This is a genomic window from Archangium violaceum (assembly GCF_016859125.1).
Taxonomy (GTDB): Bacteria; Myxococcota; Myxococcia; order Myxococcales; family Myxococcaceae; genus Archangium; species Archangium violaceum_A.
Map to the genome: position 1 here is coordinate 4,353,366 of NZ_CP069338.1, position 13,204 is coordinate 4,366,569.

Here is a 13,204-nt window from a genome sequence, read left to right on the forward strand (position 1 = left end):
CCTCTCTGTCCTTCCTGAACCTGAGTCTCGACAGGGGGAGTCGTCCATGGCGGATACCTTTACCGCTTCGTCGCTTCCGTGCGGCGTTGAGTGCGGAACCCAGCAGCATGCGCCCCGGAATACGGACGAAGCGCTGCGGTGCATGAGCAAGGAGTTGAAGCGCCTCTACGATCAGGAGGATGACCGCGCCGTCTTCCTTCGCGCCTACTTCGTCATGACCACCCAGGTGAACGCCGCGGTCCATGGGACGGGTGAGTTCAAGCGGGTCGGTCCCATCTTCTTCGACCCCGACTGGGTCGACAGGGTCGCCGGCCGGTTCGCGCATCTCTACTTCGAGTCGCTCGAGCGCTCCCGCGCGTCAGCGAAGCCCATCTGCAAGGCGTGGGGACTGGCCATGGAAATGGCCACCCGACAGCGAACGAGCGTCATGCTGAACCTGCTGCTCGGTATCAATGCCCATATCAACTTCGACCTGGCCCTGGGCATCCACGAGTCCCTCCAGCGGGAGCTCCTGGCCCCGCGGGGTCTGGAGGATTCGCGAGAGCGCGAGCGACAGCGGATGGAGCTGTTGGCCCGGCGCAAGTTCGACCATGACCAGCTGAACAACGTCCTCGTGAACAGCCTTCCGAAGATCCAGCGGGTCCTGGGCAGGGAGTTCGGCGGCGGCCTGGGCCTCCTGAGCCGGCTGCTCGGGATGTACGACGAGTTCATCACCCTCTCGGGGCTGCGGTACTACCGGGACCGTGTCTGGCACAACGTGCTCGGATTCCTATCGACCCGGTCCTCGGAGGACTCCAGGAAGGTGAGATTGCGGCTGGAGTGGGAGTCCCACCAGATGGCCCGGTTCATCATCAAGGGCGGCTGGCTGAACGAAGCGGTGTATTCCCTGGACACGCGCTTGCGCCGACGAAGCATCCAGGGCCGCTTCCGGCCGGACCTGGATGGGAGCTCCCATGAGAAGAAGCGCATGGACTTCCGGCTCCAGCGGCCCTTCTGAGGCCCCGGGCTACGCGGGGTGCTGCGCCGATGGGGGTCCCCTCAGGTCCCCCAGGGCCCGCAGCTCGAAGGCGCGAGCACCCTGCTGGCGCGCCACCTGGATGGCTCGCCAGAAGAACTCGCGCGCTTCCGTCTCGCGGCCGAGCGCCCGTAGTGCCTCGCCTCGCAGCCGTTGCAGCTCGGCCTCGTAGAAGTGCTGCGTCTGTGTCGGAGCCCGCTCCAGGGCCTCGGTGAGCAGCGCGAGCGCCTCGCCCGGTTGCCCCAGCTTCAGGTGCAGCTCCGCCAGCAGGCCCAGGTCGTGGTGGAACAGGCCGGAGCTGATGCCCGGTCCCCCCCAGCCCGCGATGGCCTCGCGCATGAGCGCCAGTCCCTCGCGGGCATGTCCCTGCTCGGCCATGGCCCAGATGTGGATGAGCGTGGCCCAGATCCGCAGGGCCCGGAACCCGTGCTCGTGCGAGAGCGCGATGGCCTGGTCGGACCACTCCAGGGCGCACCGCACATCCCGCCGGAACTGGCTGGCCACGGAGAGGTAGGTCAGCACGGTGGCGGAGGTGTGCGGGTGGCCGATGCGCCGCGCCAGCTCCAGCGCTTCGTGGCTGGCGCGGAGCGCCGCCTCCTTCCGGCCGAGCACGGAGTCCACCATGGCCCCGAAGGCCAGCGTCGTGGCGCGGGGGTTGATCCACTGTTTCTCGGCGATGGCCCGGTGCTCCTCGAGCGTCAGGTCCGGGCACGCCAGCGCCCGCGCGACGTGCTCCCGGGCGGCGCGCATGTCCCCCCAGATGAAGAGGTCCGCCGCCATCATCCGGTGTCCCAGGGCGAGCAGCTCCTGGTCCTGGTGGCGCTCACCCTGGGAGACGAGCTGCTCGGCGAGCTCGTGCGCCAGCGCGTACTCGGCCCGCGAGAAGTAATAGACGAAGAGCCCCCAATAGGAGAGCTGGAGGCGGGGCAGGGCTTCGCCCACCTGGAGGATGAGCTCGCGCGCCCGGGTGTACGTGCGCTCCACCTCTGGCGAGCGGTAGCCGCGCAGCTGGGCCAGGGGGATGCCCAGGGAGATGAGCAGCCGCAGCTCCTCCTGGAGACGCCGGGGCGTGTCCGGCTGGAGGCGCAACAGCCGCAGGGCCTGTTGGAAGTGGCTCACCGCCTCCGTGTTGGCCGAGCGCAGGCTGGCGCGCTGTCCGGCCCGGGTCCAGAACTCGATGGCCCGCGCGTGTTCGCCGGCCTCGGTGTAGTGGTGGGCGAGCAGCTCCGGCTGTGTCTCCACCACCTCGGGGGACTGCTCCAGCAGGGCCTGGGTGATGCGCTGGTGGAGCGTGCGGCGCGCGCTGCGCGGCAGGGAGTGCCAGGCCGCGTCCTGGATGAGGGCGTGGCGGAACCGGTAGCCCGGCCCGGTGCCGTCATCCACCCGTTGGAGGAGCCCGGCCGCGACCAGACCCTCCAGGTCCCGCTGGAGCGCGGGCGGACCGCGCCGCATCAACGTGGCCAGCAGCGCGTGTGAGAAGCCGCGCCCGAGCGCCGCGCAGGACTGGGCCAGCGACTTCTGCCGGGAGGGCAGCAGGTCCAGCCTCGCGAGCAGCAGCTCGCGCAGGGTGATGGGGATGGCATCCGCCGTGCCGCGCTCCAACATCATGCGCGTCATCTCCTCCACGAAGAGGGGAATGCCGTCCGTGCGGACCACCAGTTGTTGGACGACGCCCGGTGGCAGCGTCCGGCCGCCGGCGGACTCACGCACCAGGGTGGCGGTGTCCTCCGGACTCAGCCGCTCCAGCGTGAGGGGGTGCAGCCGGGGGTGGGCGGTCCAGGTGGCATGGAAGTCGGGCCGGGCGCTGAGGACGAGGAGGAGCCGCTGTCCCTCCACCTGTTCGAGGAGGTAGCCGAGCAGCTCCAGGGTGGAGGGGTCCGCCCAGTGCACGTCCTCCACCACACCGAGTACCGGGCGTTGCCGGGCCAGGTGCGACAGCAGCAGCGCCAGAGCCTCGAAGGTGCGCTCCTTGCGCCGCTCCGGCGAGAGTTGGAGGACGGAAAGCTCCTCGGGGATGGGCAGGGAGAGGAGCTGGCGCAGGAGGGCGACGTGCTCGGGTGACAGGCCGGGTGCCTCCTCGAGGAGCTGGTGCGAGACGACGCGGCGCCGCAGCACCTCGATGATGGGCTGGAAGGCGCTGGTGCGAGCCTGTGGCCAGCACTGACATTGGAAGTGGATGCACGGCTCCTGGCGGACCCGCTCGTGTAGCTCCTGGATGATGCGGGACTTCCCGAGCCCGGCCTCGCCGCAGACGAGCACGAAGGCGCCCTGGCCCCGCCGGGCCTCGCCCCAGTGCGTGAGGAGTCGTTGCAGCTCCTGCTCCCGGCCCACCAGGGGCGTGAGGCCGCCGGTGACGATGGCCCGAGCGAAGCGGAACCTCGCCGGGCGCTCGCGCAGCACCCGGTACGGCTCCAGGTGCCGCGCCCCCGAGAGGCCCGCGTAGGCGCGCGGCCCGATGGATTCGGCCTCGAACGTGCCACGCACCAGCCTCCAGGTGGCCTCGCTGACGACCACGGTGTGGGGCGCGGCCTGTTCCGCCAGCCAGGTGACGACCTTCGGGGCCTCGCCCTGGAGGACGAGTGTCCGACCCCCATGCTCCCGCGGAGGCTCGCTCAGCGTCACCTGGTCCGTGTGGACGCCCACCTTCACGGCGAGCACTCCCGACGCGACGTGGGAGAGCTTGCGTTGGAGGGCGGCGGGGACCTCGCGCACCAGGGTCATCCCCACCTGGACCGCGTTCTCCGAGTCCTCCTCGTGCACCGCCGGATAGCCGAAGCAGGCCAGCACTTCGTCGGCCATGGACAGGACGATGGAGCCGCCCCGGTGTTGGACGAGCTCCGCGCACAGCTGGTGGAAGGACTCCTCCAACTCGCCGACGTCCTCGGCGTCCAGCGCCTGTCCGGAGTCGGCCATCCCCGTCAGCCGGCAGGACACGAGCGTCACCTGCCTGCGCTCGGGCGCCACGGGGCGCGGCCCCCGCCCCTGGAAGCCGAGCACCTCCCTCAGCTCGCGCAGCTCCTCGACGAGCTCCTGCGCCGTCTGGAAACGCCGTGCGGGGTCCTTGTGGAGGAGCGTGGCCATCAGCGGCTCCACCTCCCGGGGCAGCTCCGGGCGGCGCTCGCGCACGGGCGGAACGGGCGTGGGGGCGAGCACCTGGGTGCGCAGCTCCTTCAAGGAGGCGCTCGGGTAGGGCGGTGCTCCGGTGAGCATCTCGTACAGCACGATTCCCGTGGACCAGATGTCGGTCCGCTCGTCCTGCTGCTCGCTCCTCCATTGCTCCGGCGCCATGTAGGCCGGCGTGCCGGCGTTGGGCAGGTCCACGACGCCGGCCGGCTGGCTCTCCTCCAGCAGCCACGCCAGACCGAAGTCGAGCAGCTTCACCTCGCCCTGCCGGGTGAGGAAGACGTTGCTGGGTTTGAGATCCCGGTGGATGACGTGGTGCTCGTGGGCGTGCGCCAGCCCCGAGGCGATGCCGGCCAGGATGTCGAGGGCGCGCCGCAGCTCCAACCGGGGCTCCCGCTGCAACAGCGCCGAGAGCGATTCACCCTCCAGACATTCCATGATGAGGAAGGGGACGCGTGGCTCCCAGGGAGCGCCGGACCATTCGGACGCGTCGAAGAGCCGGACGATGTTGGGATGGGCGAGCTGCGCGATGGCCCGGGCCTCGCGTTGCAGTAGGGAGACCAGGTGCTCCACCTCCAGCGGCCCGCCGGGTAGGAGGAACTTGAGCGCCACCTCCCGTTGTAGTTGTGCATCCCAGGCGCGGAACACCCGGCCCATGGAGCCACTGCCCAGGAGCTCGAGGATCTCGAACCGGTGACCATCCGAGCCACCGATGCGCTCGCCCCGCACCGGGGTATGCAGGAGGGCGGGCTCCTGGGTGATCGCCCGCGTCAGCTCATCGCCAAAGTCCGAATCCTCGAATCCGGGGCCCGAGTGTTCCCCCCCGCCCTTCCATCCGGTGTTCCCTGGCATCGCATCTCCCAGTGTGTCCCCACCGGGCTCTGGTGCGTGACGTGGTGGGTTTCAAGTTAGGAAGTGTCCGGGTCCCGGGCAACGAGGCGGTCCCCGCACGGGATGGCGCCAGGCGCCCTGGTCGTTAGATGGTGTCTCCTCGCGATTCGCCGTGACGAAACTCCTCCGCCCTCTCCGTCTCCATCGGCTCCCCCGGCACCTCGTGCCCGTGGGCGTGCTCGCCCTCTCCCTGCTGCTCACCGCCTGTGTGAGCCTGTTGCTGAACGCGAACACACGGGCGAGGGACCAGGCGCGTTTCGATAACCAGGTGCAGTCGACCTCCGATCGGCTCCTTCGCCGGCTGGATACCCATATCGCGCTCCTCCAGGGGACCGAGGGGCTGTTCGCCACGCAGCATCGGGTGTCACCCGACGAGTTCTCCGCGTTCGTCCAACTCCTGGAGCTGCAGGAGCGCTACCCGGGCGTCCAGGGCCTCGGTTTCTCCCAGCGTTTCCCGGACGAGCACCACGCCGTCGTCCTGCTGGAGCCGCGGGACGCGCGCAACCAGGCGGCCATGGGCTACGACATGTACTCCGAGCCCAACCGCCGCGAGGCGATGGCGCGCGCACGCGATACCGGGCAGCCCGCCCTCAGCGCGAAGGTGACGCTCAAGCAGGAGATCCACGGAGAGAAGCAGGCGGGCTTCCTCCTGTACGTGCCCGTCTATCGCGGTAGCCATAGGCCGGCCACGGTGGAGGCGCGGCGCGAGGCGCTCGTTGGCTTCGTCTACAGCCCGTTCCGCGCGAATGATCTGCTCAACGGCATCTTCGGCGCCGATCGCCGGCCGCGCGTGAGCTTCCAGCTCTACGATGGCACGGGGGTGGACCCGGAGAACCTGCTGCACGTCTCGCATGAGCCGGAGGCCCTGCCGCGCGAGCCCCTGTTCACCACCACGAGGACACTCACCGTGGCCGGGCGTCCCTGGACGCTCACCTTCGCGTCGTTGCCGAGCTTCGAGGAGACGGCCTCGAGGGTCGTGGTGGTGCCCTTCACGGTCACGGGAGTGCTGATGAGTCTGGCCTTCTTCTTCCTGTCGCGAGCCCAGGTGCGGGCGCGTGGGGCGGCGGAGCGGAGCGCGGACGAGCTGCGTGTGGCGCTCGCCGAGCGGGCCCGTGTGGAGGCGCAGCTGCGCGAGGCGGACCAGCGCAAGGACGACTTCCTCGCCATGCTCGCGCACGAGCTGCGCAATCCCCTGGCCCCGGTGCTCACCGCCGTCCAACTCATGGAGCGCAAGCTGCAATCCGGCCTGGGCACCGAGCGGGAGCGCGACGTGGTGGAGCGCCAGGTGCACCACATGCGCCGCCTGGTGGATGACCTGCTCGACGTGTCGCGGGTGACGCGCGGGAAGATCCACCTCCAGAAGCGGCCGGTGGAGCTGGTGGCCGCGGTGGGACGCGCGGTGGAGTCGGCGCGGCCCTTCGCCGAGTCGCGAGAGCACACGCTGCGCGTGGAGCTGCCGAGAGGACCGCTGTGGATGGAGGCGGATCCGGTGCGACTCGAGCAGGTGCTCTCCAACCTGCTGCACAACGCGGCCAAGTACTCGGAGCCCGGAGGCCGCATCACCCTCACACTGACGTGCGAGGCCGGTGAGGCGGTGGTGCGGGTGGCGGACACGGGCATGGGCATCCCCGCCGAGGCGCTGCCCCACCTCTTCGAGCCCTTCATGCAGGTGTCGCGCACGTTGGACCAGGCGCAGGGAGGCCTGGGCCTGGGGCTGACGCTGGTGAAGCGGCTGGTGGAGATGCACGGCGGCCGCGTGGAGGTGGCGAGCGAGGGCGTGGGACAGGGCAGTGTCTTCTCGGTGCGTCTGCCGCTGCTGCCCGCGGAGCGTATTCCGGCGGAGCCCGGGGACGAGCGTCTCGAGCCGGATGTGTCCGAGGAGAGCCGCCGCGTGCTCGTGGTGGACGACAACGTGGATGCCGCCGAGATGCTCGGCGAGGTGCTGGAGATGCACGGCCACCGGGTGACGGTGGTCCACGACGGCATGGCGGCGCTGGAGTGTCTGGATGCGCTCCAGCCCGAGGTCATCTTCCTCGACATCGGCCTGCCAGGAATGGACGGGTACGAGGTGGCGCGCCGCATCCGTGAGCGGGCGGCGGGCGCGGGCCCCCGGCTGGTGGCGATCACCGGTTACGGGCAGGCCTCGGACCGGAAGCGCTCACGCGAGGCGGGCTTCGACGCGCACCTCGTCAAGCCGGTGGAGCTCGACGCGGTGCGCGCATTGGTGGCGGACCTCTCCCGGCTTCCCGATCAACGGGAGTGCACCTCCAGCGTGACCTCCGGGTAGTCCCCCGAGCTCCCCTGGAGGAGTGGAGACTCGCCGCCGCCCTTCACCGTCTCGTCCGCGAAGGCGAGCACCCAGGCGCGGGTGATGGACGCGGCACGCTCCGCCGGCTCGAGTGTCCCCGTTTCGAGGGTGTCGGCGGTCACCTTCGTGTCGTAGCTCTTCATCAGCTCCAGCAGGAGCGGCATGTCCGAGAAGGTGAGGTGCGCGGACCGGGAGACCGAGACCTCGTAGACCCGCGCCCGCCTGTCCTCGATGAAGGAGCGATGGGTGCCGTCTTCGGAAGCCTGGGGATGCACCAGGAGGAACGGCTGGTCGACGCCCTTCTTCCAGGAACCCTGGAAGGTGCCGTCGATGTTGGCGCAGGCGCGTACGCCCGGCTCCTTCTGGCAGACGAGTGTCGAGGCGGCGCCGCCGATGGAGTGGCCGAACACCCCCACCCGCTCGAGGTCCAGCTTTCCGGTGAAGCGCCCCGAGTCGTCCCCCGCGTCGAGCGCCCGTACCTGGGAGAGGACGAAGCGCAGGTCCGCCACCGTCGTGTCGAGGAAGGGCGTCCCGAAGAGGCCTCCGGGATCCTCGGTGTTGGGAGCGTAGCGGCCATCGGGGAAGATGACGGCGCCCGTGGTGTACGTGTGCGAGGTGGCCACCACCACGTAACCGTGACTGGCGAGCTCTTCCATCAGCGACGTGTACAAGGTGGGGGAGAAGCCCGCTCCTGGCGAGAAGAGGATGATGGGGAAGCGGGCGTCGGCCGCGAGCGGGGCCTCGGCCACGGCGTGGGCGTGGACGAAGTCCAGCATGCGGGCGGGCGTGTCGAAGCCACCTCCCGCCATCTGGGCGATGCCCTCGCGGCGTACGAGGAAGTAGGGCGCGGGTTGGGCCCGGAGTGGGGACGTGGCGGGGTACCACACGCGCACCATCAGCTCGCGCTTGTCGCGTTTGGCCTCGGAGAACTCCTCCTCGCGCGAGGTGTCCACCCAGTGGAAGGAGGTGGTGCCCACTGCATACGGGCCGGTGGGGGCGGGCAGCCGGGTGAGGAGGTGGTCCGAGGCATATGCCCGATCACAGCCGCTCACCTCGGCGCCCGAGAGGGTCCTCGCGTCCAGCCTCAGACGGCTCATCTCGGCGTGGAGTACGCCCCGCTCCACCAACGTGGGCAATGGGAAGCGCAGCACGGCGTCCACCCGGCCATCCCCGTTCACATCCTCCTCGCGGAGCGTGGCCTCGGCGGAGACGCTCGGGGCGGAGGCGTCCGGATCGGACAGCGAGGCGGTGGCCGGGTCCAGCGTGCGCGCGTCGAGCGAGGCATCTCCGAGGATGGCCACCTCGAGGGCGCCGGTGCCCGACAGCTCCACGGCATTCGGGTACGTCCCCGGGAGCACATCGAGCGCGGTGGTTCCGGTGCAGACCTCGGGAGGCGGCTCCGAAGGCGGCTTCTTCCCGCCGCATCCGGTGGCGAGCACCGTGACGGCGGCGAGCGAGGTGAACAGATGAGATGACTTCGAGAACACGAGGAACCCCCCAGTCGCGGTGTGATGACGTCGCGCCGGATGAACACCACGAGCCCGTGCGTGTGTCACCTGCTTCGTTGCTGTCAGTCCCGTGGTTCTCGGGACGCGCGCGCGTGGTCCAGGAGACGTCATCTCCGTCACTGTGCACCGTGACGCGGTGTGTGTGTGTCTGGAAATGGACCCACTTTTCCTTTCCTTCGACTCCCCCCCGATTGCCGGGTTCTCCCTGTCTGGAGTTATGATCTCCGTGACGCAGTCGCCACAGTGGGGGAGCGCACGTGTCCTTCGTCCAGTTGCCCGAGAGCGTGACCACCTGTCGTAACCTCGTGGGAGGCGAGTGGCTCGTCCCTCGGGATGCCTCGCTCCTCGACGTGTACAGCCCCTACACGGGAAGCATCATCGGCCGGGTGCCGCTGACGCCCGCCGAGGGAGTAGCGCAAGCGGTGGAGGCCGCACGGGCCGCGGCGCCCGGCTGGCGCGCCACGCCCCTGCGCGAGCGCACCACGCTCATGGCCCGCTTCCGCTCGTTGCTCGAGTCCAACCTGGAGCGGCTGTCCCAGCTCGCCGCGAGCGAGGCCGGCAAGACGGTGGCCGAGGCCCGCGCGGGCCTGCTCAAGGGCCTGGAGGTATGTGACTTCGCGCTGTCGCTGCAGAACCTGGACACCGGCGGTGGAATGGAAGTGAGCCGCGGCGTCAGCTGCGAGTTCCGGCGCGAGCCGCTCGGCGTGGTGGCGGGTATCACGCCCTTCAACTTCCCCGCCATGGTGCCGCTGTGGATGTTCCCCATCGCGGTGACGGTGGGCAACGCCTTCATCCTCAAGCCCTCGGAGAAGGTGCCGCTCACCGCGTGCGCGCTCGGAGAGCTCATGGTGGAGGCGGGCCTTCCGCGCGGTGTCTTCTCGGTGGTGCACGGCGGGCGCGAGACGGTGGAGGCGCTGGTGACCCACCCGGACGTGCGCGCCGTGGGCTTCGTGGGCTCGTCCGCCGTGGCGCGGCGCGTGTACGCGGAGGGCAGCGCGCAGGGCAAGCGCGTGCTGGCGCTCGGCGGAGCGAAGAACCACCTCATCGTCGTCCCCGACGCGGACGAGTCGCTCACCGCGCAGGCCGTGGTGGACTCCTTCACCGGGTGCGCCGGCCAGCGCTGCATGGCGGCGAGCGTGCTGCTCGCGGTGGGGGAGGTGCGGCACATCCTCGAGCAGGTGGTGGAGCGCGCCTCGCGGTTGGAGGTGGGGCCCGGCATGGGCGCCATCATCGACAGGGCGAGCCTCATGCGCCTGGAGACGGCGATCGCCACGGCGGAGCGGGCTGGGGCGCGGGTATTGCTGGATGGGCGCGGGAAGAAGCCCGCGGGTGAGAAGTGGGCGGGTGGGTACTGGCTCGGCCCCACGATTCTCGATGGCGTGAGCCCGGAGATGGATGCGGCCCAGCGGGAGTTGTTCGGCCCGGTGCTGTCCATCGTCCGCGTGCCCACGCTGTCGGCCGCGCTCGAGGTGGAGAACGCCTCGCCCTACGGGAACGCGGCGTCTGTCTTCACCACCAACGGCGCGGTGGCGCAGGCGGTGGTGGAGGGCGCGCGCGTGGGCATGGTGGGCGTCAACGTGGGCGTGCCCGTGCCTCGCGAGCCCTTCTCCTTTGGCGGCGTGGGCGAGTCCAAGTTCGGCCACGGCGACATCACGGGCACGTCCGGTCTGGGGTTCTGGACGGACCTGAAGAAGGTCACCCGCAAGTGGACCACCCGTACCGACGGCAGCTGGATGAGCTGACGCGTTTCCCCCGCTGTTTCACCTCCCCCGCAGCGCGCACTCCGAGGAGGGCGCCTCATGTCCGACAAGAAGTCCGTCAATCACATCCGTCTCACCTCGCACCCCGACAGCGATTCCCAGGCCGTCCCCATCCGTTGGGGTGAGTCCGAGCCGCTGCGCCGGGGTCCCGTCATCGCCACCCTGACGGAGCCCGCGCACCGCAATGTCATCGGGACGCACTCGGGTTCGTACGCCATCTACCGGGCCGTCGCGGTGGCCGCCGGTCAGCTGCCGCACGACCATCGGGCGGATCTCACCAATACCGCGCCCGCCGCGCAGATCGGTCCCCACAAGGCCTGGTTCGACCCCGAGCGCATCGTCTCGATGGACCCGTGGGGCGCGGTGGCTCCGCAGGCCTTCCGCGCGTTCATGGACCAGGGCATGGACCTCCGGCCCACCATCGCCATCACCCGCGCGCACATCAACATGCCCGAGCTGCGTGACGCCATCACGGCCGGGCGCCTGAAGCCGGATGGCAGGATTCTCTGCGCCAACGGGGACGTGAGCGTGGTGAAGGCCGCGGTGGAGCCGGTGTGGTACCTGCCCGGCATCGCGAAGCGCTTCGGCCTCACCGAGGCGGCGCTGCGCCGCGGGCTCTTCGAGCAGACCGGCGGCATGTTCCCCGAGCTGATCACCCGCTCGGACCTGGAGGTCTTCCTGCCGCCGATTGGCGGGTTGACCCTCTACTTCTTCGGGGACATGGACACCATTTCCAACCCGGACGTGCCCCTGGCGGTGCGCGTGCATGACGAGTGCAACGGCTCGGACGTGTTCGGCAGCGACATCTGCACGTGCCGGCCCTACCTCACGCACGGAATCGAGGTGTGCATCCAGACGGCGCAAGAGGGAGGGGCGGGCGTCATCGTCTACTCGCGCAAGGAGGGCCGCGCGCTGGGCGAGGTGACGAAGTTCCTCGTGTACAACGCGCGCAAGCGCCAGGAGGGCGGGGACTCGGCGGCCACCTACTTCCACCGCACCGAGTGCGTGGCCGGCGTGCAGGACATGCGCTTCCAGGAGCTGATGCCGGACGCGCTGCACTGGCTGGGCATCACCCGCATCCACCGCTTCGTGTCCATGAGCGACATGAAGCACGACGCCATCGTCCGCTCGGGCATCGAGATCCTCGAGCGCGTGCCGATTCCGGAGGAGCTCATTCCCGCGGATGCCAAGGTGGAGATGGAGGCGAAGAAGGCCGCCGGCTACTTCACCACGGGCAAGGTGGCCTCGAAGGAGGAGCTCGTGGATGTGAAGGGCAGGGCGCTCGATGCCTGACGTCTCCACCGCCGTCGCGTACCTGCGGAGCCCGCGCGCCATCCGCGAGCGCTGCCGGGCCCTGTTGGAGCTGGGGCTCGCCGGGAAGCTGAGGCACTTCCGCGTGGACATGGAGCGGCTGCCGGCCGTGGCGGACTACGTGCTGGACGTCACTCGCGCGGCGTACCCCACGCTGGAGATTCCGGTGCACAGCCGCTGGGGACACTTCGACGTGGGGGGAGTGCGGCGCAACGCGGAGCTGGATGCGCGTCTGGCCACGCTGCCGCCCGCCGAGCGGGCCCGTGCGAAGCTGGACCTGGTCGTCACGAGCGTGCTGCTGGACGCGGGCAGTGGGCCCACGTGGAAGTACGTGGAACCCGGGGGAGGCACGTATGCGCGCTCCGAGGGCCTGGCCGTGGCCAGCTTCCGCATGTTCATGGCGGGGGCGTTCTCCTCGGACCCGAGCCAGCCGTTGCGCGCGGACGCCGAGGGGTTGCGGCGCCTGAGCCTCGAAGCGCTGGCGAGGGGCTTCCAGGTGACGGAGGACAACCCGCTGGCGGGGCTGGAGGGGCGGCTCACGCTGCTGCACGGGCTGGGGCACGCGCTGCCGAGGCCCGGGGCGCTCCATGATCAGCTCGCGGAGAGAGGTCCGCGGGTGCCCGCCGCGGAGGTACTGGGGCGGGTGCTGGAGTCGCTCGGCCCCATCTGGCCGGGACGCATCACGCTGGACGGGGTGAACCTGGGCGACGTGTGGTGGCACCCGGCGCTGGGGCCTGACGACAGCCCGGAGGCGCTGGTGCCCTTCCACAAGCTGTCGCAGTGGCTGACGTACTCGCTGCTGGAGCCACTGGAGGAAGGCGGCATCACGGTGACGGAGCTGGACGCGCTCACCGGGCTGCCCGAGTACCGCAACGGTGGCCTGCTGGTGGACCTGGGCGTGTTGGCGCCGAGGGATGTGCGGCTGCTGACGGATGCCTTTTCGCCGGGAGAGGAGCCCATCGTGGAGTGGCGCGCGCTGACGGTGGCGCTGCTGGACGAGGTGGCGAAGCGGGTACGCGAGCGGCTGGGGAAGACGGCGGAGGAGCTCCCACTGGCGAAGGTGCTGCAAGGAGGGACATGGAGTGCGGGGAGGCGCATCGCCGCGGAGAGGCGCCCGGGGGGCACGCCGCCGATCCGCATCGAGAGCGACGGGACGGTGTTCTGAGAATACCCCCTCTCCCTCCGGGAGAGGGTTGGGGTGAGGGTATTTCTTTCACTCGAGCGAAGAACGAGGAGACAGCCGTGACGTACTCGGACAACTGCACCGTGGTGGACCACCCGCTGGTGA

7 protein-coding genes are annotated in these 13,204 nt (G+C 70.1%); 5 read left to right on the top strand and 2 right to left on the bottom strand.

From position 1 onward, the window contains the following. The first annotated feature begins 142 nt into the window (after positions 1–142). Positions 143–997 carry a DUF5995 family protein gene (locus JQX13_RS18760; protein WP_203410343.1) on the top strand — a complete coding sequence of 285 codons (855 nt, stop codon included), beginning with the start codon at positions 143–145 and terminating at the stop codon, positions 995–997. 9 nt (positions 998–1,006) lie between these two features. On the opposite strand, the gene JQX13_RS18765 is transcribed toward JQX13_RS18760, so the two are convergent. After that, positions 1,007–4,990, bottom strand: a complete 3,984-nt coding sequence (locus tag JQX13_RS18765) for a protein kinase domain-containing protein (RefSeq protein ID WP_203410344.1) — start codon at positions 4,988–4,990, stop codon at positions 1,007–1,009. Positions 4,991–5,141: 151 nt separating this feature from the next. On the opposite strand from JQX13_RS18765, the gene JQX13_RS18770 reads away from it, so the two are divergent. Further along, a complete protein-coding gene (locus JQX13_RS18770; protein WP_203410345.1) occupies positions 5,142–7,316 on the top strand; it encodes a CHASE domain-containing protein in 2,175 nt (724 codons plus the stop codon). Here the strand turns inward: JQX13_RS18770 and JQX13_RS18775 are convergent. Then, positions 7,280–8,824: an alpha/beta hydrolase family protein gene (locus JQX13_RS18775; protein WP_203410346.1), complete on the bottom strand. Its 1,545-nt coding sequence runs from the start codon at positions 8,822–8,824 to the stop codon at positions 7,280–7,282. The two genes, JQX13_RS18770 and JQX13_RS18775, sit on opposite strands and share 37 nt — an antisense overlap. Before the next feature lie 278 nt (positions 8,825–9,102). Here JQX13_RS18775 and mmsA point away from each other — a divergent pair, with 278 nt between their 5' ends. The 3 genes from mmsA to JQX13_RS18790 are packed head-to-tail and all read left to right on the top strand — an operon-like array spanning position 9,103 to position 13,081. Further along, positions 9,103–10,587: a CoA-acylating methylmalonate-semialdehyde dehydrogenase gene (gene mmsA / locus JQX13_RS18780; RefSeq protein WP_203410347.1), complete on the top strand. Its 1,485-nt coding sequence runs from the start codon at positions 9,103–9,105 to the stop codon at positions 10,585–10,587. 57 nt (positions 10,588–10,644) lie between these two features. Continuing rightward, the gene (locus JQX13_RS18785) at positions 10,645–11,898 is read left to right on the top strand and encodes a GTP cyclohydrolase II (protein ID WP_203410348.1); all 1,254 of its coding nucleotides are present in this window, start codon (positions 10,645–10,647) and stop codon (positions 11,896–11,898) included. Further along, on the top strand, positions 11,891–13,081 hold the full coding sequence (locus JQX13_RS18790; protein WP_203410349.1) for a URC4/urg3 family protein: 1,191 nt from the start codon (positions 11,891–11,893) through the stop codon (positions 13,079–13,081). Before JQX13_RS18785 ends, JQX13_RS18790 begins: the two co-directional genes overlap by 8 nt. Positions 13,082–13,204 lie beyond the last annotated feature (123 nt).